Origin of the sequence: Phyllobacterium sophorae (assembly GCF_003010965.1) — a bacterium.
In the GTDB taxonomy this organism is placed as follows: Bacteria; Pseudomonadota; Alphaproteobacteria; order Rhizobiales; family Rhizobiaceae; genus Phyllobacterium; species Phyllobacterium sophorae.
The window spans coordinates 17,719-40,208 of record NZ_PGGM01000019.1 but is presented as its reverse complement, the minus strand read 5'-3'; the positions used below and the strand labels follow the sequence as shown (position 1 = coordinate 40,208).

The window sequence follows — 22,490 nt, the reverse complement described above, 5'->3', positions numbered from 1 at the left end:
ATAAGCAACGAAGGCGAAGCGGCAACAGATTTCGATACTTTGTAGTAAAATCGCCATTCAACGGGAAAACAATCCTTGATTGAATATACTCCCAGCCGCAGACGAGGGCTCGTTTGCCAATGATGTCGCATTAAACGGTACAAGGATTGGCGAACCACACCAACGGTGTTCCAGGATGCTGTTCGTGCGCGCCAACATCTCGTTTCTTCGTTCCGTACAAGCTTCGACACACTTACGCCACATCAAGTCGAAAGTATTTTGAAACCAGAGAACAGTTGATTTTTTCCGCAAAGGATATCGACATGAAGCTGGATATCAATTTCCCGCCCGATTTTCGACCGCGCTATGGATATGCCTGCGATATTTCCAAACATATTCTGGCGATATTCTCGCATCACGATGCGAAAATGCGCGAGATGGTCAAGGATCTTGCAAAGTATCGCACTCTCTTTTCTGCAATTCCTATCGGAGCTGATGCCAAGAGCTTGCAACCGCGCTGGATAAACGGTTGGTTCCCCAGCCTCGATTGCATGATGCTCTATCACCTCTTGGCACAGCGCAATCCGCCGACCTATGTCGAGATCGGCTCGGGAAACTCTACCAAGTTCGCCCGTCGTGCGATCGAGGACCACCGTCTCGGGACGCGGATCGTCTCGATCGACCCGGAGCCGCGCACTGAAGTCGATGCAATCGCCGACGAGGTTATTCGCTCGGGCGTCGAATCCGTCGATGTTTCGCTGTTCTCGCAGCTCGACACCGACAGCGTGGTCTTTTTCGACGGCAGCCACCGCTGCTTTCAAAATTCCGACGTGACCGTCTTCTTCATCGACATCCTTCCAGAGCTGAAGGCGGGGACCACTGTCGGCATCCACGACGTCTATTGGCCGTGGGACTATCCGCCCGCCTGGGTGGAGCGATACTACAACGAACAGTATATGCTCGGCACCTATATGCTCGCCTTCGGCCTCGCATTCCCGCTGATCTTCGCTTGCGCGCATGCGGCGCGAACGTTCCAGCGCGAGCTCGCCGAGGTGTTACCCGAAGCCGTCGTTGCCGCCGTGCAGCAAAAGTCCGGCTATGTCGGTGGTAGCGGTGTCTGGTTCGAGAAGCCGGCAATCGATTACGGCATGACCCCGGATCCCTTCCCGAGTTAAGCCCGCACCGACGGCATGCCCGCAGCGCATCCCAAAAGCGACCGCTGCCGCTGGCCATCGAGACCTTGTCGTGCACGGGCGCTCGGGGCCCACCTCCGAAGACGGCATTCGCCAACCCGAGTTTGAAGGAATTGCGTCGGCGAGAAATCGAGAGCGACTTCGACGGCGAGGGCCTCGTGCTCGCGCGATGCGGTGGTGGCTGATGCGAGCGACGCCAGCGGCCGAGAATTCGCGGGACCGTCCGCGCCTCCATCCGCGGGCTGGTGATCGGCAATGGCGCTGCCACTACGTGAAGCGGTGCGAAGCTTGCTTCATCAATTGATCGAGCCGCACGGTCTGGGGGAACGCCCAGGCATCTGCGACATTCGCCGCTGCCAAAGCCGACCGTTTTGCCTTGAATGCGTTTGTCGGTTCAGCTTATGGTGCCGCATATCGCAAACCGGCGCGCAGTCGATCGATATCCAGGGCCCTGATATGTTATGCAGATGAAAAATCGAGCTGTGCTCCTTCATTCCGGACATCATTCAAGCCTTGCATGTTGCCAACAAATTGGAATTACCTGAAAAGTGCCGCGAGAAGAACCGTTTCCCCATAAGAAGATCGCATTGGATTCCTCCCCCGTTTCTTTCATCCATCGGTTGGCAAGTCATTGGGAAACCTTCAAAATTCAATCGCGACTGCGAATGAGAAATGCCCGACGGGTTGCAATTTTCTCGCTGCGTTCAGGCGACATCCGGACCCTGACAAACAGCGATATTCCGTTGGTTTTCTTAACCCGCAACGCTGAGAACTTTCTGCCGTCGTTCCTTGCACATTACCGACAGCTTGGTGTGACACGATTCTTGTGCGTGGATGACCAATCTTCCGACGCGACACGTGAAATCCTTTTGAAGCAATCCGACGTTGAACTGTTCGGCTCGCCAATTCGTTATGGCGAAGCAGATCGTGGCAGATTGTGGAGACAGGAACTGTTCCGCCTGTTCGGTATCGGCCGCTGGTATCTCAATGTGGATTGCGACGAATATTTTATCTATGATGGCTATGAGGAAAAGTCTCTGCATACATTGATCTCACAACTTGAGGCGTTGAAGATCATGCATTGCCCTGCTCCCATGATTGACCTTTATCCAGAAGGTGTCATCTCATCGGCGGTTTTTGATGGGTCGAGCGATGTGATGCCCTGGCAAGTTGCAAGTATGTTCGATGCGAGCGGGTACCATCTTAAACGGGACAATCGGTCCATGTCACTTACGGGGGGGCCGCGCAAGCGCATTCTCAATGAGCATGTCGAGCTCATGAAGTACCCCTTGCTATACGTACAAAACCCTCTTGCTTTGGCCTCCAGCATTCACAAACCTTTGCCATATTACCGAAACTTTTCCCCCATCCTCGGCTCCTTGCTGCACTTCAAATTCTTCAGCGATGCGCTTTTGTTTGCGCAGGCGGCTGTGGCCGATGGCCAATACTATGGTGGTGCCCACGTCTATAAAAATGTTGTCGAGGTTTTAAGCGCACACGACGATGCGACTTTGGCTGGGCCCCACTCCGTTTCGTTTAAGAGTTCGCGTCAACTTGCGGATTTGGGTTTTTTTGCGCATTTGCCCGAACAATAACGGCGGTTGCAAATGCTTATGAACGACCGGCTGGATTTGCAATGACTTGGCAAAGTCTGTTTGCCGAACCTTTTGGGCGCGGGACACCCGGATGAACATTCTTCATGCCCGGTATGGCAGACCAGGAAGTACCTCGGCGAGCCTGATCGAAAGGTAGCGGGGAGGACGGCTCGCTTCCTTTTTTAGCACCAGGAGCGGACCCGTTTGAAACGAAATTGCCGCGCTCGATCAGTTGACCTTTACAGGACACCTCCAATAGGCTTTGCAGGTGGCCAATTGAGGGCGATTTGTGCGATTTCTGTTTGTTTTAAAGGATTTGGGACCGCATGGTGTGGCGAACACGCGGATACGCTATTCAAGGGAACTTGCGCGCCGTGGGCACGAGGTAACCATACTGGCGCTGATCAAGGGAGAGACACGAACGATCCCGGAGGGTGTAAGATTTGAGATACTCGACGCCGAAACCACCCATAGTTTGCGCACGGTATTCCAGCAGGTCCGCTTTGCCTTCAGGTTGCGCCGATGGTTCAAACGAGAAACAAGAACCTGCCCTTTTGATTTTGTTTCCTCATCCATGACACCAACGGACCGCGTTGTTGCACGTTCAGGTCTGGTGAACGTCTATCACTGGATTCATATAGCGACCACGGAACTGCTTGGAGCCGTCACCGACAAACGCAAGCGGGCACGCCGTACGCGCCTCTTGCAAGCTGTTTATCGTGGCAAGCCGGTCATCGGTGTTTCGCAAGGTGTCATCGACGATTTATCGACGTTCAATGCGGCACCCTGCCGATCCACGCTCATCTATAACGGGTTTGACGTGGAGCGTATTCGAGCGATGGCAAGCGAACTTCCCGCCGATCTGCCGCAGGAGCCTTATTATATCCATGTCGGGCGCTTCGCCGGGGCCAAGCGGCACGATATGTTGTTCCAAGCGCTGGCCCGCAGCGGTTCAGGGCGCAAATTGTTGCTGCTCACCGACAAGCCGCAGGAAGCGAGCAAACTTGCGCAAGAATTCAATGTCGCTGATCGGGTAATCGCCCTTGGCTTTCGCGACAATCCCTATGCATACATGCAGGCTGCCGATGGACTCATCCTTTGCTCGGACCTCGAAGGGTTCCCGAACGTGCTGGTCGAAAGCCTCATCGTAGGCACACCCGTACTATCAACGGACTGCCCCTATGGCCCGGCGGAAATTCTCACCGGTCCCTATTCGCAATGGTTGTCACCGGTAGGGGATTGCGATGCGCTCGCATCCCAGATTCAAAATCTGGAAACCGTGCCTTACGCAATCGAGCCCTGGGTTTATGAGCGTTTTTCCCTCTCATCTTCCATCGATACCCTCGAAAGGCTTGCCAAGTCAGCGGACCGTCCTTCCCTCGGACGATTCAGATTGCGGCTCAAACCTTGCGACACAGACGATCCTGGCAATAAATCGTAGGGAGCGATGTGCCTGCAAGTCCCCTGTTCTGCAGCCCTATGCACCCTCTTTATCCAAGTTCGAACGTGGTGATCCCGTAGATTTGTCCAAGGGGTAAATCGGGCGCCCGGCCGCGATACATCCGTGCCGTCTCGAACACCGGCTTCAGATTGTAGCGATCGCAAAGCGCCTGCGCGGCGGCGTTCGGCTCGGGGATATCGAGAAAGATCTGGCCACCGCCGACGCTCGTCACCAGTTTGCGAAAGATGAGATCCGCGCTGGTCTGCGTATCGGCAAACAGCGGTCCAATCTTGTGGCCCTCCCGGCAGGCGCGGATGGTGCCGTAGCCCAGGATCTGTGCGTTGCAGATGAACGCAACGCTCTTGCGCGTTGCGAGGGGCAGCAGCCATTTGCGCAAGAACGCATCGCGCCGGGCCGGATTGAAACGCGCGTCGTAGTCGACCAGGATCGGCACATGCACCGGAGAGACGCAAACAAGCCCCGTGCCCGGTGGCTCAACACATTGGACTTGGCCACCATAGCGTAAATTGGCATGCGCATAGACGAAACCCGATTTGCGGTAGCGGTCCTGCTGCGCCACCACGCCATCGAGCCCGATCGTACGGTCTCCCGCGCTCGATACCGCCTTTTGCCAGAGGGCAAAGCCGATGCCCTGGCCGCGATAATCCGGGTGCGCAATGTAGAAACCGAGAAAGGCATAGGTCGCATCAAAACGGACCAGGGAAAGCGCCGCCGCGACAACACCGTGTTTTTCGGCAATCCAATATCCTTGCGTGTCTGCCGCCCAAAAGGCAGCGGCATCGTCAAGGCCGGGATTCCAGCCCTCCCTTGCGGCCCAGTCAATCATGATATCAAGTTCGGCGCGGCCGGCTTTTCGAATGATCGCGGGCATCCCGGGTCCTGTTTAGAGTTTCCAGCTTAGCGAAGCTGTTGTCCACCATTGCCACCATGGCTCGGCGCCTCGCCGACGTGGCCAGTAGTATTTTGGCCGGTGTGTCAGGCGTTGCCTTGCGATAGTAGTTGCATGTTGAATATCCTGCATAGAGATACTTTTGCCCACACCATGAGCAATCCGGTTTCCCGCCAAGGCTTGTCGGCGCTAAATTCTTTGGCAGTTTCCACCAGGTCCGGGGCCTTTTCAGCAATGCCGCGATACTGCCGGCAGAACCGAAGAACCGGCATGAAGTCATTTGACCGGCCTTGAGGGCGATGACGATCGCCACCTCGCGCTGCGTATCGCGCCGTCCCTGTTGCACATGTTGCGCCTTCGCACGTTACGGGGTTCGAAACGACGTATTGGCAAGTCCGTGCGCTATGCACCCTGACCGTCTTTACCTCGGCAAGGCAGTCATTCAATGGCTGGGCGAGCCCTCGTCAAAGAGCGGTCAGAATTTAACAAGTCCAGCAATATTGAATTTTAGTATTTGAAGGCGACCCGGCTCGATTCATTGCTTTGGCACTCATCAAGTAGTCTTTGCTTGTGCAATCATTGAGTAGTATTGTTTGAATTGGGCATGAAGGCCCGGGCTTTTGGGAGGAACAAATGACCAAATCAAGGACCCAAACAGGGGACAAGACCTCGCGCCGCAAGTTCTTGGGCGGTGTGGCTATGGCCAGCGCGGCGATCGTTGCTGCACCAAGTGTCGTCAAGGCGCAAGGGCCAGTCAATATGCGCTGGCAGAGCACATGGCCCTCCAAGGATATTTTCCACGAGTTCGCGCTCGATTTTGCCAAGAAGGTCAATGACATGACCGGCGGAGACCTCAAGATCGAAGTGCTTCCGGCGGGCGCGGTGGTGCCTGCATTTGGCCTGCTTGATGCGGTGTCGCAAGGAACGCTGGACGGCGGCCACGGCGTGCTTGTCTACCACTACGGCAAACAGACGGCGCTGGCACTATGGGGATCGGGCCCCGGCTTTGCGATGGATGCCAACATGCTGCTGGCGTGGCACAAATATGGCGGCGGGAAGGAGCTCCTCGCAAAGCTCTATGACTCCATAGGTGCCAATGTTGTGTCATTCCCGTATGGTCCCATGCCGACTCAGCCGCTCGGCTGGTTCAAGAAACCCGTTGCCAAGGCAGAAGACCTCAATGGCATGAAGTTCCGCACCGTTGGCATCTCCATTGATGTCTTCACGGGTCTGGGCGCTGCGGTCAACGCACTGCCGGGCGGCGAAATCGTCTCGGCACTGGACCGCGGACTGCTTGATGCGGCCGAATTCAACAATGCCTCGTCTGACCGGGTGCTTGGTTTTCCTGACGTATCCAAGATCTGCATGCTCCAGAGCTATCACCAAAATGCGGAGCAGTTCGAGATCCTGTTCAACAGGACGAAATACGACGCACTGCCAGAACAAATGAAGGCCATCATCGCCAATGCGGTCGAGGCCGCTTCGCAGGATATGCACTGGAAGGCAATTGACCGCTATTCGAAAGATTATCGAGAGATGCAGACGACGGACAAAGTCAAATTCTACAAGACACCGGACGCGATCTTGAAGAAACAGTTGGAAGTTTATGACGAGGTGGTGAAGAAAAAGGCCGGCGAAAACCCGCTTTTCAAGGAAATCCTCCAATCGCAGCTCGCCTTTGCCGAGCGGGCAACGCGTTGGGAACAGGACACCGTTGTCAGCCGCCGGATGGTGTTCGATCACTATTTCGGCGAGAACGCGGCGGCAAAGAAAATCTAAGACGCAGTTCGAACAAAGCATCGTTGGGAACATGACCGGGATGCTTTGTTCGGCAAAAATATCTCGCCATCGGGGGCAGGTGTGAACGTTCAGCAATTTCTGAATGCGGTCGATGCAATCAGCGTGTGGGTGGGAAAAGCCGCAGCGTGGCTTATTATCGGACTGATGACGCTTGTCTGCGTCGAGGTCTTCAAGCGCTATATCATGAACATGCCGACGGCGTGGATATTCGACGCCAGCAGCATGTTCTATGGCTCGTTATTCATGCTCGCCGGCGCGTACACGCTGGCGCAGAACGGTCATGTGCGCGGCGATTTTCTCTATAGTTCGATGCGGCCACGCACGCAGGCGGGGCTTGATTTGATATTGTACATCGTCTTTTTCCTGCCGGGGATCGCGGCCCTTGTTTACGCAGGCTACGACTACGCAGCACTTTCATGGCGGATCGGCGAGCATTCAACCGTGACCGCAGAAGGCCCGCCGATCTACTACTTCAAATCGATCATTCCATTGGCTGGGGCCCTGGTGATGCTCCAGGGCCTGGCGGAAATTGTTCGTTGTCTCGTTTGCCTCAAGACGGGGGAATGGCCCAGCCGGCTCAAGGATGTGGCTGAAATTGACGTGGTCGAGGAGCAACTCGCGCACAGCGAGCACGTGGATGAGGAAACGCGCAAAGTCGCGATCGAGCGGGCACAGCAAATCGACGAGACGGCGCGCAAACGTGGTTCGGGGGGAGATTTGCAAACGTGAGTGATCCAGTTCTTGGAATCACGATGCTCATGCTCATCGTAGTCGTTATCATCATGGGATTTCCGACGGCCTTCACCCTGATGGGCCTTGGCATGTTTTTCGGCTTCTACGCGTTCTACAACCCCGCCGAGCACTGGATAGATAATCGCGTCTTCGACCTGATGGTGCAGCGCACTTATGGGGCCATGACCAACGACGTTCTGATTTCCATCCCGCTGTTCGTGCTCATGGGTTACGTGATGGAACGCGGAGCATTGGTCGACAAGATGTTCTACAGCATCCAGCTTTCGTTCCGGCGTGTGCCGGCATCCCTGGCCGTTGCCACGCTCATCGTGTGCACGTTCTGGGGTATCGCCAGTGGTCTCGTTGGGGCGGTGGTGGTCTTGATGGGCGTGATTGCTTTCAACCCGATGCTGCGGGCCGGATACGATGTCAAGCTTGCTTCTGGCGTGATCACCGCGGGTGGCACACTGGGTATCCTGATCCCGCCGTCTGTCATGATTATCGTCTATGCGGCAGTCGCAGGACAGTCCGTTGTAAAGCTCTATGCCGCCGCGATGTTTCCCGGATTTTTCCTGGCTTTCCTTTATCTCGTCTACATTCTTGCCTGGGCGACAATCAACCCAAGGATCGCTCCCCCCTTGACGGAGCAACAAACAAAGGTTCCCGTGCCGGCCTGGATGCGAAGCTTTCAGACGCTCTACTCACGCAATATGCTTGTTGGACTTTTTTCGGCATTGCTCGCGCCATCCAGAGCCATGGCCCTCATGACAGACAATGGACGCCTTACCTATTGGAAACTGTTGAAGAATTTCAGTGCCGCTCTGATACCTTTCGCCCTGACGACATTCACCCTTTTGCTCGTTTGGTGGTATGTCGTTATCCATCCGCAAGCATCGAGCGAACTTGAAGCTCCATCCGGATTGGAGCAGCTCGGCTCACCGGTCGTGGAGGCGGCCCCCACGACGGCTGCTGGGCCGGCGAGCGGTTTTTACATCGCGTTCGCCCTCATTGCCGTGTTGGCTGCGCTGATACTCGGCCGCTACTACCGGAACATGAATGCCGAGCGGTTGGAGGTTGTTAAGCTTCTGACCTCCTCCGTCATGCCGCTTGGCATTCTCACCGCGGTCGTGCTCGCCGTCATCCTGTTTGGAATCACGACGGCTACCGAGTCCGCGGCAGTCGGTGCCGCCGGGGCCTTTCTGCTGGCGTTTCAGGCGCGAACGCTCAACTGGAAGCGCACCAAGGAAGCGGTGTTTTTGACCGCGAAGACGACGGCCATGGTGTGTTGGCTCTTTGTTGGATCGGCACTGTTTTCGGCTGTTTTCGCAATTCTTGGCGGTCAGGCGCTGCTCGAGCAATGGGTCCTGTCGCTTGACCTGTCGCCCATCCAGTTCATGATCCTGTCGCAAGCTATCATATTCATTCTTGGCTGGCCGCTCGAATGGACCGAGATCATCATCATCTTCGTGCCGATCTTTCTACCGATGCTGAAGCATTTCAACATCGACCCGGTTCTTTGGGGAGTGCTGGTTTTCGTGAATTTACAGGCGGCGTTCCTGTCGCCGCCCGTCGCCATGTCGGCGTTCTATCTAAAGGGTGTCTCCCCAGCGCATGTCACACTCAATCAAATATTTGCCGGCATGATGCCCTACATGCTGATCGTCATCGTGTGCATGATCATCATGTATATCTGGCCCGGCATAACGCTCTGGCTTCCGAACTACCTTTATGGCGGTTAAGGGCGACCGCCCTGCCTTAACCGCCGAACCCAAACTAAAAGGGCCCATCCGCGTGAACTGGTGCGGTCCGCATGCCATGCCGCCGCGCAGACCCTTGAAAACGGACAAGGTGTGCAGCGCATGGATTTTCAACTCTTGGTTGCAATACACGGACGATGCGCTACACTCGCGCAAGCCGTAGCGGTTCCCCCATTTTTCCCGCGTCGGCTGTTCCCCCATGAAGGTTCTCAGCCTTCACAATTGCCGGACTGTTCAGTCCGGCTCTTTTTATCGGGGACAGCGTCTTAAGGCGCAGCGACAAAAGACCATTTCCCCGAATGAGCCGAAGGCCCTATAATTGCATCGTAGCCGCATCCACGGAGGGTGCTGTCGATGAATGACCTCATTGCCTTTATGTCGCTTACAACCATCGGCCTGATAATCGTAACGAACCTGCTCATGATGATCTACGATTAACATGGTGGAGGGTTAGACTGGCGCACGAAGATCAGCGAACAGGGTTACTGGCGGGATCCGCATTCGCGTAACCCGGCTGCAACACCTTGCTTGGTGATGCATCGTTTTGGTGTTCCGCATGCCATCAAAGCGCTGCCATAGACAGCTGTGCTTAACGTTTGCGAGAAAACCGAAATCCGCCTTTTTTAGATTCTTATCGTCCGTTCTTTTGTCGCCAGGCGGCAAAATCGATCTTCGGTTTTTCGCTTGTGGCTGGGTAAAGCCCGATGATCGTTGCGCCATTCATGACTTGCTCGGTGACAAAATCTTCATAGGCCGTCATCTCGACCGTTTCGTCGGCAATCTCGTCGGCGAGATGGGCCGGAATAACCATGACCCCTTCATTGTCCCCAACGAGCACATCGCCCGGAAAGACAGCGACATCGCCGCAGCCGATTGGGACGTTGATATCGTAGGCTTGGTGATGGGTCAGGTTGGTTGGCGCCGAAGGACGATTGTGGTAAGCGTGAATGGTCAAATTGGCAATCTCAGGGCTGTCGCGGAAGCCTCCGTCGGTAACGACACCTGCCACACCCCGCACCTGCAGCCTTGATATCAGTATGGAGCCGGCCGAAGCTGCCCGGGCATCCTTGCGACTGTCCATCACCAGGACACTTCCCTGCGGACATTGCTCCACCGCGGCGCGCTGCGGATGGTTGGGATCGCGGAACACCTCGATCGTGTTAAGGTCCTCGCGGGCCGGTATATAGCGCAAGGTAAAGGCCTGCCCGACCATGTTGGTTTTTTTTGCGGACAGTGGTCGCACGTCTTGAATGAACTGATTGCGCAGCCCGCGCTTGAACAGCGCCGTCGCAATTGTTGGCGTGGCCACGCCCATCAGCTTCTTGCGCGTTGCATCGCCCAGATCATAGTTAGTCATTCGCTGTCCTTGCATGTCAGTAAATATCCGGTTCAGGAGCCGAGGGCCCAAAGGCTGTTTCGAGAAAGTCAAAATCCGCCCCCGTGTCGGCCTGGCCCACGTGTTTGGCAAACATCCAGCCATAGCCGCGGCCGGCCTTGTCGGCGGGTTTTTGCCATTGTGAACGACGGCGTTCGATTTCACGGTCATCGACCAGCATGTCGATACGGCGCGCATTCAGGTCAAGCCGCACGATGTCGCCTGACCGCAAAAGTGCCAGCGGTCCCCCGACATGCGATTCCGGCGACACGTGCAGAACGCAGGCCCCATAGCTGGTCCCGCTCATGCGCGCATCGGACAGACGCAGCATGTCGCGATATCCCTGCTTGAGCAGGGCCTTGGGCATCGGCAACATGCCCCACTCCGGCATGCCGGGTCCGCCCTGCGGGCCCGCCCCACGCAACACCAGGATATGATCGGGCGTCACGTCGAGGTTTTCGTCGTCGATGGCTGCCTTCATTTCAGGGTAGCTGTCGAAAACCAATGCCGGACCCTGATGCTGATGCAGCCTTGGATCGCATGCCGCTGGCTTCATGACAGCGCCGGTGGGCGCGAGGTTGCCCCTCAAGACCGCAAGCGAGCCTTCCTGATAGACAGGGTTGTCGAGCGAGCGGATAACGTCGTCATTGAAACATTTGGCCCCCTCCAGCGTTTCCCCGAGCGTATGGCCGGAGACTGTGAGCACCGAAAGATCGAGCCTTGATGCAAGTTTTGCCATGAGCGCTCGCAAACCGCCGGCATAGTAGAAATCTTCCATCAGATAGCTATCGCCCGTTGGCCTTATGTTTGCCAGAACCGGGGTGGTCCGGCCCGCTTGATCAAGATCGTCCATTGTCAGGTTGACCCCTGCCCGGCGCGCCATTGCAACGAGATGGACAATGGCATTGGTCGAGCATCCGGTGGCCATGGCGACACAAACGGCATTGTCTACGGCCGCCCTGGTCAAAATCTCGCTCGGGATCAGGTCGTCCCAAACCATGCCGACGATCCGCCTTCCCACCGCGGAAGACATGCGGATGTGATTGGAATCTGCCGCCGGAATGGAACTCGCCCCGGGCAAGGTCAATCCGAGTGCCTCGGCAATCGCTGTCATGGTGCTGGCCGTGCCCATGGTCATGCAATGGCCGTAGGAACGTGCGATTCCGGCTTCCACCTCGACCCATTCATCGGTCGATAGATTGCCTGCACGCCGTTCATCCCAGAATTTCCAGGCGTCCGAACCGGAACCCAGAGCTTTTCCGCGGTAGTTGCCGCGCAGCATGGGGCCGGCCGGCAGATAGATCATCGGCAGGCCGGCGCTCACGGCTCCCATGACCAAACCCGGTGTGGTCTTGTCGCAGCCACCCATCAGCACGGCACCGTCGACCGGATGCGAGCGCAAAAGCTCTTCAACCTCCATCGCCAGCATATTGCGATAAAGCATGGTCGTTGGCTTGACGTAGCTTTCCGACAAGGACAGGGCCGGCAATTCGAGCGGAAATCCGCCGGCCTGAAATACACCGCGCTTGACGTCCCCGACACGGTGTTTGAAGTGTGCATGGCAAGGGTTGGCATCCGACCAGGTGTTCAGGATGGCAATGACCGGCTTTCCTGTCCATTCTTCCGGTGCATAACCCATTTGCATGGTTCTTGATCGATGGCCGGAGCTGCGCAGGTCGTCAGGAGCGAACCATCGGGCGCTTCTCAATGTGTCCGGGATTTTCTTCATGTTTATCTGCTCAGCCTTGCAAGGTCATGGATAGCGACGGGAATGAACGGCTTATTCCTGCATGCCCCATTTTTGAATCGTGTGGCGCTCAATGGTCTGAAAGACCAGGTTCTCGACGATGAGACCGATGATGATCACGGTGAGGAGCCCGGCAAAGACTGCAGGAATGTCCAAGAGATTTCGGTTCTCAAAGATGAACCAGCCGAGCCCGCCCTGTCCCGACGAAACACCGAATACGAGTTCGGCGGCAATCAGCGTACGCCAGGCGAAGGCCCAGCCGATTTTCAGGCCGGTCAGGATCGACGGAAACGCAGCGGGAACGAGAATCCGCATCACATAGGATAAACCGGTCAATCCATAGTTGCCTCCGACCATGCGCAGCGTTCGTGACACGCCAAGAAAGCCCGCATGGGTGTTGAGCGCCACCGCCCAAAGCACCGAATGGATCAGCACGAAGACAAGGCTGGAAGCGCCGAGCCCAAACCAGATCAACGCAAGCGGCAGCAACGAGATTGCCGGCAACGGGTTGAACATTGCCGTCATGGTTTCCAGAAAATCGGTGCCGATCCGCGTGTTGATGGCAAGGATTGTCAATATGGCTGCAAGCACAGTCCCTGCCACATAGCCTGTGATCAGCACCTGAAGCGTCGTCCAGATGCGCGACGGCAATGTGCCATCGACGAACCGATCGTAAAGAGTGACCAGCGTGTCACTGAGGGTCGGGAAAAGCAGCGGGTTGTCGAGATAGCTTGCGTAGAGCTGCCAAATGATGGCGAGACCGATAATCAGCACCGTCTTGCGCACCGCGCTGATCCCCCAGATAAGTTCGAGGGAACCCAGCTTCTGTTCGACCTCGGCTACATTGGCATGCTGCCTGTTTGTTGTGACGTCGGCTGCAAGGATGATTTGCGGACTGGTCATGATCGTCACTCCCTGTGGCCAGGCTCGGAAAAGAGCAGATTGTGGATATCGCGTTCAAGTGCCAAGGCACTGCCGTCGTCCTGACGGGCATGATCAACGTCGACCACCTCTGCCTTCACGCGTCCTGGATGAGGCGACAACAGCAAAATGCGGTTGGAGACCTTGATGGCTTCAGCGATCGAATGCGTGACGAAGATCACCGTAAACCTGGTGTCTTCCCAAAGCTGCAGCAGCTCATCTTGCATCTGGCGCCGCGTGAGTGCGTCGAGCGCTGCAAACGGCTCGTCCATCAGCAAAATGTCGGGTTGCATCGCCATGCCGCGGGCGATGGCCACGCGCTGTTTCATCCCGCCGGAAAGTGTGTGCGGGTAGCTGTCCGCGGCTCGGGTGAGCTTTACCTTATCAATGTATTCCCGCGCCCGCTCCTCCGCCTCCTTGCGTGGCAGTTTGCGCGCAACCATCAGTGGAAACATCACGTTATCAAGCACCGTTTTCCAAGGCAAAAGCTGATCGAATTCCTGAAACACCATCATGCGGTCGGCGCCCGGTCTTTTCACCGGACGTCCATTGATGTGAATCGAACCGCTCACCGGTGCCATGTATCCGCCAACAGCCTTCAAGAGGGTGGATTTGCCGCAACCGGATGGTCCGAGAAGCACGAAGCGGTCCGATCGATTGACTGAAAAACTTACGCCCTCGGTCGCTGTAATGAGCAGGTTTGGCGTCTTGTAGCGTAGCGTGACCTTATCGACCGTCAGGAGCGGTGCGCCCGCGCTCTGCGCAGCGGGGGTGACAAGAGACACGGTTTCAGGATTATTTTTTTGCTGCACGGCCTGTAACATCTCGGCCTCCATAAGCATTGCGTGGAAAGACCTGGCATCTCATGCCAGGTCGATATCGTTCGAGTGAGTATTAATTGCCATGCAGATCGGCAGATTCAGGCAGATAGTAATCTGTCCACGCCGCAGGCATTGTCTTGAGCGTTCCGACCTTGTGCAGATGGGCGGCAAACTTCATCGTACCCTGCGGATCGGTGCGGAACTCCATCATGTCCGGCTGCTCAATGATTTTCACCAGGGCATCGAGATCGGTTTTATCCCCCGATACTTGCTTGTAGGCGCTCAATGCGTCGCGCGGGTTCTTCTTGATCATGTCGATCGCTTCGACCGTGGCTTCACGGACGGCTTTGATGATAACGGGATTTGTCTCGGCAAAATCCGTTGTCGTAAAGAACGTTGCCTGGGTTAAAGGACCGCCAATGATGTCCTTGGAATTGACCACGATGTGATTTCCGGCATCAATCTCCAGATATTGGAACGGCGGGGCGGAGAAATGACTGGCCACCTCGTGGCTCTTGTTGGCCAGCGCCGCCATTGCATCGGGATGCCCAAGCTGCACGGTGTTGACATCAAAATGCTTCAGATCGCTGTCTCCAAACATTTGGCCCGCTGCCATTTGCAACAGGATCGCCTGCGTCGAAACGCCAACCGTTGGCACAGCAATCTTGTCGCTCGGACCGATGTCTTTCAATGATTTGATCTTCGGGTCACGCGATACCATGATGACTGGCTGCGCCGAGCTGGTGATGATCCCTTTCACCTTGCCACGCGTTCTGTCCCACAGCAAAAGCAAGTTGCCGGTTCCGGTATTGACGATGTCAACATTCCCCGAAAGGAGCGCATCCGTCTGCGCACCACCGCCGCTGAAGGTCCGCCAATTAACGGTAACACCTTTCAGGCCATCTTCTGCCGCGTGTTTTTCGATAAGCTTCTGCGTCTCCATGACATGGCTGGCCAGGTAAAGGATTCCTGGCTGGCGGGTGATGGAGATATCGGTTTTCTCTTGGGCATGGCCGGACGGGCCCAAACCCACAATGATAGCAAATGCGGCGATAGCGCCTTTAATCAATCGCATATTTTCCTCCCGATCGTTTTGCGTGTCGTATGCACGAGGGCGACGAACCTCCGACATCGCTCAATTCATTAAAGCACTAATGCATCAGTGCATCAACCCAATAGTTGTGATAGCGTGTTGGAGACAGAAAACGAGAGACAACATTCATGAGTGGCAGGGTGCAAAACAGTGTGCTGGATCGGACAAGGCAGGTCGCCCATCAAATCCACGAGATATTGAGAGACCGTATTCTGTCCGTCGAACTTACACCCGGAACAATACTTTCCAGGGCATCGCTTCAAATGGAGTTTGGCGTCAGCCAGACCCCAGTTAGGGACGCGCTGATGCGCCTTGAGGAGGAGGCTCTCGTTGAAGTCTATCCGCAATATGCCACAGTCGTTGCAAGGATCGACATCGATCATGCAAGGCAAGCACAATTCCTTCGGCTCTCAATCGAACTCGAAGCCGTTCGCCGCCTTACCACGGAGTGTCCGGCCAAAATCGCCGCAGACCTCGAGGAATTGCTGGCAAGACAGCGGCAAGTCGCCTCTCCGCAGACATATGATCTGTTCGATGCGCTGGACAAGGATTTTCATCGGAGGATCTATGAGCGCGCAAACATCCTCAACCTCTGGTCGACCGTGCGTCGCCAGAGCGTCCATCTTGACAGGTTGCGCCGCTTGAATCTGCCGATGCCCGGCAAGATGCAAACTGTGCTTGAAGATCACCAAGAGATCATCAATGCGATACGATCGGGACGCGCAGATACCGCTGAAATCGCCCTGCGCAAACACTTGTCTGGAACACTGTCCATCATTGATCTTATAAGCGATCAATTCCCCGATTATGTTCGCAAGTGAGTAACGTTCACTTGTGGCCAGAGTGGCCACCCTGTTCAGTCGGATCGAACTGTTGGGTTCGCTATTACCATTTTCGCGAAATTGGTAATAGATTCCTTTCGCTGCCTGTGATGTGATCATTTTCGCATAACTGGTAATAGCACAATGCAGCTTATCGACCACACCTATCAGGTGCTTTATTCCCCCTGGCGCAGCGCTCGCTCGATGCAGCGTTTACGGGCGACTTTCCTCTCGACGGCCGGTTTATCTCAATGGAAAGTCGTGGTCGCCGCTACTGGTACTTCGATACCGCAAAACAGGGCGGCGGCAAGGTCCGTCGCTATGTCGGCCCGGTCGACGACGCAGAAATTACCCGCAGCGTCGAGAGTTTCAAAGACCTCAAGGCCGATGCCCGAGCACGGCGCAAGCTCGTCTCAACACTAGTCCGGGAAGCCCACCTTCCGCGGCCGGAACCCTTTGTGGGTGCGGTGGTCCAGACCCTGGCGGATGCCGGCTTCTTCCGTTTGCGCGGCGTTCTTGTCGGCACCGTGGCCTTCCAATGCTATTCGGCGATCCTCGGCGTCCGCCTGCCGAACGCGGCGTTGCAGACCGCCGATGCCGACTTCGCCCAGTTCCACTCCATCTCAACTGCGGTCGGCGACGCACTCCCGCCGATCCTCGACGTGCTGCGAACTGTCGACCCGACATTTCGTGAAATCCCGCACCAGAGCGATAGCCACCTATCGATCAAATTCGCCAACCGTTCCGGCTATCGGGTCGAGTTTCTGACACCGAATACGGGATCAGACGATTATGGCCGCCATCCAGTCCCTATGCCGGCACTGGGGGGTGCGGCAGCCGAGCCCTTACGGTTTTTGGATTTTCTCATTTACCAGCCGGTACGTGCAGTGCTGCTGCATGGACCAGGTGTCCCGGTCCGGGTACCGGCGCCGGAGCGCTACGCCATTCATAGACTGATTGTGGGATCACGCCGCCGCACCGACGCCGATGGTTCGGCGAAGAGCCGCAAGGACAGGTTGCAGGCCCGGATATTGATGACAGCGATGATCGACACGAGACAGAGCGACGTTTTGGCCGATGCTTATATGGCGGCCTGGGTCAGAGGAGACGCATGGAAAGACGCGCTTGCTGAAAGCATGCGGACCTATGACGAACCGACGCAGGTCCTGTTCAAAGACAGTCTGGCAAAAGGAATGGCTGATCTGGAAGCAGACCCGAAAGACTACGGTCTGGGCAAGAGCTGAGCCGGTGATCTTGACGTCAATGACGCATGTCTAGTGCTGCGGATTGGTCTTCATCAGCGGCAGCGGTCGCGTCATACCCCTGGCGTGCGAAGCCGCAGCTGAATTAATTCGACGGCTTCAACCGGTGAGCCGGCCCCATGAATCTTCGCGATGTCCCATCTAGGGGGGTACCCTATGAACAGCCAGTCACCCCAACGACTGCTTCTTCGAGTAACAGGCGTTGGCCGAATATCGGGGAATGACCGCAGTGCGGACAGCATGGTCATTCGATGATTTTTGGGCCGCCGCCGAAGCGGCACGTTAAGCGGTGTCAGGTTCTTCGTGCACGGACACCTCTGGCGGTGCAGCACCCAGGCGCGATGCGCAACGTCCCTGTGACAGGCACTCGACGGCTTTGAGGCGAAAAGCCCGTCATTCCGCGATCAGCAGCGCCTCGAGCTTGCCATAAACTTCGTCCAGGCCGTCGGTCATGCCGATGGCAATCGCGGCGGCCCGCGCCTCGGCATTTGCATAGCGCATCACCTGGGTCATGCGGGTCCCGGCTCCCCGCGCGACCAGATCGGTTATGATCTCTTGACCCGAAGAGGTATCGCCGTTGAAATATTCATGGGTCATGTGGTGCGGGGATCAACGGCCAGGACCGGCCCGGAAAAAAGAACTCTTCCTATTCATAGTGAAGGGCCCCGCCCGGACGCAGGTCCACCTCGCAGCGTTTCATCGTGCCCATCCACTGGGGAATCAGCGCTGGCTCGGTCAACGCAGGCCAGAGGCGGGCGGGTGGATGGGTGAAATCGCGACGCACGATGATGGTTTCGCCCTCATGCGACCGGCACGCCAATGGCCGCACCGAGGGTGGGCTGAACTCCAAGCGCCGATGCGGTGGGCGTCTATAATTTTCCTGTCTGCCATCGCCTCGCGGCAACGGTATTGTTTGGTTGTGCGTCCAGAGCCCAAGGGGAGCCCAATCACTCCCAGCCAGCGCAATCAAGTTCCTGCCGAAATAGTAATCTGTTGACAGTCTTCAATTTGCTGCCTACGTTCTAGGTAGCCACGGAGGCGGACTTTTTTCCGCGAACACTTGGGAGGTGTGATGGCATTCCTGGAATTAGACGGTTTGACGAAAAGCTACGGCAGTTTGACGGTTGTCAAAGGCGTGAACTTGTCGGTGGACAAGGGAAAACTTGTCTGCCTCCTGGGACCGTCGGGTTGCGGCAAGACGACGACGCTGCGCCTTGTCGCCGGCTTCGTTCCCGCAAATGGCGGAGAAATTCGAGTCGGTGGAAAGACCGTATCCTCGGCTCATTCCACGGTGCCGCCGGAAGCCCGCAACATGTCGATGATCTTCCAAAGCTATGCGCTTTGGCCGCATATGACTGTTTATGAGAACGTGGCGTACGGGCTGAAGCTGCGGCGAATGCCGCAAGCGCAAGTTACCGAACTTGTCCGCACGATCCTTTCCGCCACTCAGCTTCTCGCGCTTGCGGAAAGATATCCGGGTGAACTGTCGGGCGGACAACAGCAGCGCGTATCCCTGGCGCGAGCACTGGTGATCAAACCTGAAATCCTGCTGCTTGACGAGCCGCTGTCCAATTTGGATGCGAACCTGCGCGAGGAAATGCGCTTCGAAATCCGCAGGCTTCATGACGAGTTTCGCTATACCACCGTATACGTTACTCACGATCAAGCCGAAGCGATGACGACGGCGGACATCATCGTCGTCATGAACGACGGGCGCATCGAACAGTCAGGCTCGCCCGAAGATATCTATGAACGGCCGGCGACCGAGTTCGTCGCGCGGTTTATTGGCGGAACCAATATTTTCAGCGGAACGCGCAACGACAAGGACACCGTTCTTTGTCAGGCCGGTCTGGTTTTGCGGTGCGGCAATGGAACCACCGACGGATCGAGCAAGACAGCCGTCTCCATCCGCCACCATGACATTGAGCTTTCGACCAAGCCGAACGGCGCCAATACCAACACGACTGTCGGCACGGTCACGCGGCAAATCTATCTCGGTTCGCACCGGGATTATCTCGTCTCCATCGCTGGTGGAGAAATGGTGCGCACCGTCGCACCAGTCAACGTTGCGATCCCGGTTGGCCAGGAGGTTTGGCTGCATTTCCCACCAGAGAAATGCCGGGCGCTCGCGCAATAAGGGAGGAAATATGCATGTGGAAGAAAGCGCTGTCTGCCGCTCTTTTGGCTTCGGGACTTGCGGCAATACCCGCCGCTGCCCGGGCCGAGGCACCGGCACCTTATCAAATTACCCCCGAGCTGGAAGCAGCGGCCAAGGCGGAAGGCAAGGTCGTGTTCTACACTGCCACGGACGTAGCGGTCGCGGAAAAGCTGGCTGAACACTTCAAGACCAAATTTCCCGGCATCGACGTGCAGGTTGAGCGCGCCGGATCCGAGCGCGTCTTCCAAAGGATCGGCCAGGAATATTCGACGAGCATTTATAATGCCGACGTCATCGAAACGTCAGACGCCGTGCATTTCGAGTACTTCAAGCGTCAAGGCTGGCTCGAACCCATGGTGCCGCAGGAAGTGGCCGACAAATGGCCGGCAGATGAACGTGATCCGGACGGTAACTTTGCCGCCTACCGCGCCCACCTTTCCGTATTGGCCTACCGGACGGATCTGATGAAAGAAGCAGACGCCCCCAAGACCTGGGAAGATCTGCTTGATCCGCGCTTTAAGGACAAGATGGTGAAGGCCCATCCCGGGTATAGCGGCACCGTGATGACCTCAACCTTCGTCCTTAGCCAGATGCTTGGCTGGGACTATTTCGAAAAACTCGGCAAGCAGAACATCATGCAAGTCCAGTCCTCTACAGAGCCGCCGAAAAAGCTGGCTCAAGGGGAACGGGCGCTCGAAGTCGATGGCAATGAATACAATGTCTTCCGACTTATCGACGAGGGCAAGCCGATCAAGATCGTCTATCCTGACGAAGGGACCCCGCTTGCCGTGGGAAATGCCGCGGTGCTCAAGCAAGCCCCGCACCCAAATGCTGCCAAGCTCTTTTATGCGTTCCTGTTTTCGCTCGATGCGCAGCAGCTCAACAGTGATTTTGGCGGGCTGAGATCGTTCCACCCTGACGTGAAGGAAAAGCAAGGGCGCACGCCGCTTTCGAAGATCAAGGTCCTTCATTCTGATCCGGCAAAGCTCGAGCCCGAAATTCAGACCATCAAAGCCAATTATGAAAAATTCTTTGGGACGTAATTGATCATGACCAGCATCGCTCAGGTTCAGGGTCGGCGCAGCAGCATCGACCTTTCATGGCCCACCTTCGCTCTGTTGTCCCTTGTCCTGAGCGTTCTGGTTCTGCTGCCATTGTTTTGGCTCGCCTACTACAGCTTGCGCAGCGATACGGGTGGGGGAGCAACGCTTGACAACTTCATCGCTCTTGTCGCTGATCCAACCCTGCTGCGGGCGTACGGACTGGCGATCTCAATGGCGCTTGCGGTTGGCATTCTTGCCTGCCTCATCGCTACTCCAATGGCCTGGCTGGTTGCGCGAACCGACCTGCCTGCAAGGCGGATCATTCGCATGCTGGTGACGGCATCGTTCGTTACGCCGCCCTTCATCGGCGCCATCGCCTATGAAATTCTCGCCGCGCCCAATAGCGGCATTGTCAATATCATCTACCGAAGCGCCTTTGGCCTCGATCCGTCTCAATATCTGGTGAATATCTACACCTTCAGTGGTCTGGTCTTCGCCATCGCCTGCTTCACTTTCCCTTATGTTTTCACGCTCGTTGCCAATGCGCTCGACAAGGTTCCGTCTGATCTGGAGGACGCTTCGTCGATCCTTGGCGGCAAATCGATGACGACATTGCGCAAAGTCACGATTCCCCTTGTATTGCCGGCAATGCTGGCTGGTACATTGATTGCCATCCTCCAGGCGCTGACCATGTTCGGCTCTCCCGCCATCCTGGCGCTGCCCGCTGGTTTCCATGTCATCACGACGAAGATCTGGAGCCTGTTCCAGTTTCCACCGCGTCTTGGACTTGCGGCCGCTGCCGCGTTGCCGCTGCTCATCATCACCGTCGTCCTGCTGCGCGCCCAAAAATCAATTCTCGGGCGCAAAGGCTATACGGTTCTTGGGGGCAAGAGCGGTACACCGCGGATTACCAAGCTCGGCAGCTGGAAATGGGTTGCCGTCGCCTTTGTCTTTTGCATCCTCAGCCTGACCATTCTTTTACCCTATCTTGCGATCTTGAAGACGGCCTTCACGGGTACGGTCGGCGATCCCATCAATTTCGATACGCTGACGCTGCGCCATTGGAAGTTCGTTCTGTTCGAATTCTCCGCAACCCAGCTTGCGCTCAGGAACACCTTCCTCCTTGGGTTCCTGACTGCAACCGCGGTTACGGCGATCGCGCTGGTCGTATCCTATCTTGTCATCCGCCGCTCGGTCCCGGGGGCGCGTTACCTTGGCGTCCTGGCAACCGCGCCCGTAGCCATTCCGGGGATTGTCCTCGGCGTTGGCCTGTTCCTGAGCTACGCCAACCCGACATTCCAACTCTACGGCACAATCTGGATCCTGCTTATCGCGTTCATGACCATCGAATTGCCCGCCGGTTATCAGCAAATGTCGTCCGCCTTCGCAGGCGTTCATCCCGAACTTGAAGAAGCTGGCCGCATCATGGGCGCATCACGTTTGCGGACTTTGTGGGACATTACCGCTCCGTTGCTGCGAACAAGCGTCGTCGCGGCGTGGTGTTTTGTCTTCGTCGGCACGATCCGCGAACTCTCAGCAACGATTCTGCTGACAACCGCCAATACCAAACTCGTCTCGGTGATCATTTACGATCTCAATGAGAGTGGTGACCTTGGCGCAATATGCGTTCTTGGCATCATATTGCTGGTTGCCTCCTTCGCCGTCGTCTTTGTTGCCAACCGGGTTCCGGTCCTTGGCGGCTCGCAAATGAATGCGCGCGGCTGAGGTGTTTGGAGCGTTGGAAACCCATGATACTGTGGTTTCAGCAGGGTCGCCAACGCATGTATTTGCTGATAAACGAAAGCTTGGGAGCGAAACCCTAATGGTGAGATTCGATCCCTT

The 22,490-nt window shown here is 56.4% G+C and carries 19 protein-coding genes; 11 read left to right on the top strand and 8 right to left on the bottom strand.

The window, feature by feature from the left end:
• The first annotated feature begins 302 nt into the window (after positions 1-302).
• The 3 genes from CU103_RS28195 (at position 303) to CU103_RS28185 (ending at position 4,208) form a co-directional block, all read left to right on the top strand.
• Entirely contained in the window at positions 303-1,154 is an 852-nt protein-coding gene (locus CU103_RS28195; RefSeq protein WP_146147883.1) for a class I SAM-dependent methyltransferase, read from the top strand.
• Between the two features lie 605 nt (positions 1,155-1,759).
• A complete protein-coding gene (locus CU103_RS28190; protein WP_245449047.1) occupies positions 1,760-2,767 on the top strand; it encodes a glycosyltransferase family 2 protein in 1,008 nt (335 codons plus the stop codon).
• A gap of 331 nt (positions 2,768-3,098) precedes the next feature.
• Positions 3,099-4,208, top strand: coding sequence for a glycosyltransferase (locus tag CU103_RS28185; RefSeq protein WP_162707185.1), 1,110 nt, complete (start codon positions 3,099-3,101; stop codon positions 4,206-4,208).
• Positions 4,209-4,257: 49 nt separating this feature from the next.
• Here the strand turns inward: CU103_RS28185 and CU103_RS28180 are convergent, their stop codons facing one another.
• Positions 4,258-5,100 carry a GNAT family N-acetyltransferase gene (locus tag CU103_RS28180; protein ID WP_106667353.1) on the bottom strand — a complete coding sequence of 281 codons (843 nt, stop codon included), beginning with the start codon at positions 5,098-5,100 and terminating at the stop codon, positions 4,258-4,260.
• Between the two features lie 651 nt (positions 5,101-5,751).
• On the opposite strand from CU103_RS28180, the gene CU103_RS28170 reads away from it, so the two are divergent.
• The 3 genes from CU103_RS28170 to CU103_RS28160 all read left to right on the top strand — a co-directional run bounded on the left by CU103_RS28170 (position 5,752) and on the right by CU103_RS28160 (position 9,389).
• A complete protein-coding gene (locus CU103_RS28170) occupies positions 5,752-6,897 on the top strand; it encodes a TRAP transporter substrate-binding protein (protein WP_106667351.1) in 1,146 nt (381 codons plus the stop codon).
• 81 nt (positions 6,898-6,978) lie between these two features.
• Positions 6,979-7,647, top strand: coding sequence for a TRAP transporter small permease subunit (locus CU103_RS28165; protein WP_106667409.1), 669 nt, complete (start codon positions 6,979-6,981; stop codon positions 7,645-7,647).
• Entirely contained in the window at positions 7,644-9,389 is a 1,746-nt protein-coding gene (locus CU103_RS28160) for a TRAP transporter large permease (protein ID WP_106667350.1), read from the top strand. Before CU103_RS28165 ends, CU103_RS28160 begins: the two co-directional genes overlap by 4 nt.
• A gap of 649 nt (positions 9,390-10,038) precedes the next feature.
• Here the strand turns inward: CU103_RS28160 and CU103_RS28155 are convergent.
• The 5 genes from CU103_RS28155 to CU103_RS28135 form a co-directional block, all read right to left on the bottom strand.
• Positions 10,039-10,764, bottom strand: a complete 726-nt coding sequence (locus CU103_RS28155) for a ribonuclease activity regulator RraA (protein WP_106667408.1) — start codon at positions 10,762-10,764, stop codon at positions 10,039-10,041.
• 16 nt (positions 10,765-10,780) lie between these two features.
• Positions 10,781-12,511 (bottom strand): L-arabinonate dehydratase, encoded by a 1,731-nt coding sequence (gene araD / locus CU103_RS28150; RefSeq protein WP_425350670.1) that lies wholly within the window; start codon positions 12,509-12,511, stop codon positions 10,781-10,783.
• Between the two features lie 51 nt (positions 12,512-12,562).
• A complete protein-coding gene (locus CU103_RS28145; RefSeq protein ID WP_106667348.1) occupies positions 12,563-13,432 on the bottom strand; it encodes an ABC transporter permease in 870 nt (289 codons plus the stop codon).
• 5 nt (positions 13,433-13,437) lie between these two features.
• Entirely contained in the window at positions 13,438-14,274 is an 837-nt protein-coding gene (locus tag CU103_RS28140; protein ID WP_106667407.1) for an ABC transporter ATP-binding protein, read from the bottom strand.
• A gap of 70 nt (positions 14,275-14,344) precedes the next feature.
• Positions 14,345-15,346 carry an ABC transporter substrate-binding protein gene (locus CU103_RS28135; RefSeq protein WP_106667347.1) on the bottom strand — a complete coding sequence of 334 codons (1,002 nt, stop codon included), beginning with the start codon at positions 15,344-15,346 and terminating at the stop codon, positions 14,345-14,347.
• 146 nt (positions 15,347-15,492) lie between these two features.
• Here CU103_RS28135 and CU103_RS28130 point away from each other — a divergent pair, with 146 nt between their 5' ends.
• Together CU103_RS28130 and CU103_RS28125 are read left to right on the top strand one after the other, a co-directional pair.
• Positions 15,493-16,185, top strand: a complete 693-nt coding sequence (locus CU103_RS28130) for a GntR family transcriptional regulator (protein WP_106667346.1) — start codon at positions 15,493-15,495, stop codon at positions 16,183-16,185.
• Between the two features lie 251 nt (positions 16,186-16,436).
• A complete protein-coding gene (locus CU103_RS28125) occupies positions 16,437-17,429 on the top strand; it encodes a nucleotidyltransferase family protein (RefSeq protein ID WP_245449046.1) in 993 nt (330 codons plus the stop codon).
• Between the two features lie 411 nt (positions 17,430-17,840).
• Here the strand turns inward: CU103_RS28125 and CU103_RS28120 are convergent, their stop codons facing one another.
• Together CU103_RS28120 and CU103_RS32935 are read right to left on the bottom strand one after the other, a co-directional pair.
• Positions 17,841-18,044, bottom strand: coding sequence for an SRPBCC family protein (locus CU103_RS28120; RefSeq protein WP_106667345.1), 204 nt, complete (start codon positions 18,042-18,044; stop codon positions 17,841-17,843).
• Positions 18,045-18,093: 49 nt separating this feature from the next.
• Positions 18,094-18,231 carry an SRPBCC family protein gene (locus CU103_RS32935; RefSeq protein ID WP_425350675.1) on the bottom strand — a complete coding sequence of 46 codons (138 nt, stop codon included), beginning with the start codon at positions 18,229-18,231 and terminating at the stop codon, positions 18,094-18,096.
• A gap of 288 nt (positions 18,232-18,519) precedes the next feature.
• Here CU103_RS32935 and CU103_RS28110 point away from each other — a divergent pair, with 288 nt between their 5' ends.
• Genes CU103_RS28110 through CU103_RS28100 form a run of 3 tightly spaced genes read left to right on the top strand, consistent with a single transcriptional unit; the run spans position 18,520 to position 22,373 of the window.
• Positions 18,520-19,584, top strand: a complete 1,065-nt coding sequence (locus CU103_RS28110) for an ABC transporter ATP-binding protein (protein ID WP_106667343.1) — start codon at positions 18,520-18,522, stop codon at positions 19,582-19,584.
• Between the two features lie 14 nt (positions 19,585-19,598).
• The gene (locus CU103_RS28105) at positions 19,599-20,648 is read left to right on the top strand and encodes an ABC transporter substrate-binding protein (protein WP_106667342.1); all 1,050 of its coding nucleotides are present in this window, start codon (positions 19,599-19,601) and stop codon (positions 20,646-20,648) included.
• 6 nt (positions 20,649-20,654) lie between these two features.
• Positions 20,655-22,373, top strand: coding sequence for an ABC transporter permease (locus tag CU103_RS28100; RefSeq protein WP_106667406.1), 1,719 nt, complete (start codon positions 20,655-20,657; stop codon positions 22,371-22,373).
• The last annotated feature ends 117 nt before the right edge of the window (positions 22,374-22,490 follow it).

Bases quoted from the DNA above. Each gene is read 5' to 3' on its own strand.
- CU103_RS28180 (WP_106667353.1), bottom strand. From the start codon at position 5,100: ATGCCCGCGATCATTCGAAAAGCCGGCCGCGCCGAACTTGATATCATG.
- CU103_RS28155 (WP_106667408.1), bottom strand. From the start codon at position 10,764: ATGACTAACTATGATCTGGGCGATGCAACGCGCAAGAAGCTGATGGGC.
- CU103_RS28120 (WP_106667345.1), bottom strand. From the start codon at position 18,044: ATGACCCATGAATATTTCAACGGCGATACCTCTTCGGGTCAAGAGATC.
- CU103_RS28110 (WP_106667343.1), top strand. From the start codon at position 18,520: ATGGCATTCCTGGAATTAGACGGTTTGACGAAAAGCTACGGCAGTTTG.
- CU103_RS28105 (WP_106667342.1), top strand. From the start codon at position 19,599: ATGTGGAAGAAAGCGCTGTCTGCCGCTCTTTTGGCTTCGGGACTTGCG.
- CU103_RS28145 (WP_106667348.1), bottom strand. From the start codon at position 13,432: ATGACCAGTCCGCAAATCATCCTTGCAGCCGACGTCACAACAAACAGG.
- CU103_RS28100 (WP_106667406.1), top strand. From the start codon at position 20,655: ATGACCAGCATCGCTCAGGTTCAGGGTCGGCGCAGCAGCATCGACCTT.
- CU103_RS28140 (WP_106667407.1), bottom strand. From the start codon at position 14,274: ATGTTACAGGCCGTGCAGCAAAAAAATAATCCTGAAACCGTGTCTCTT.
- CU103_RS28135 (WP_106667347.1), bottom strand. From the start codon at position 15,346: ATGCGATTGATTAAAGGCGCTATCGCCGCATTTGCTATCATTGTGGGT.
- CU103_RS28125 (WP_245449046.1), top strand. From the start codon at position 16,437: ATGGAAAGTCGTGGTCGCCGCTACTGGTACTTCGATACCGCAAAACAG.
- CU103_RS28170 (WP_106667351.1), top strand. From the start codon at position 5,752: ATGACCAAATCAAGGACCCAAACAGGGGACAAGACCTCGCGCCGCAAG.
- CU103_RS28195 (WP_146147883.1), top strand. From the start codon at position 303: ATGAAGCTGGATATCAATTTCCCGCCCGATTTTCGACCGCGCTATGGA.
- araD (WP_425350670.1), bottom strand. From the start codon at position 12,511: ATGAAGAAAATCCCGGACACATTGAGAAGCGCCCGATGGTTCGCTCCT.
- CU103_RS28130 (WP_106667346.1), top strand. From the start codon at position 15,493: ATGAGTGGCAGGGTGCAAAACAGTGTGCTGGATCGGACAAGGCAGGTC.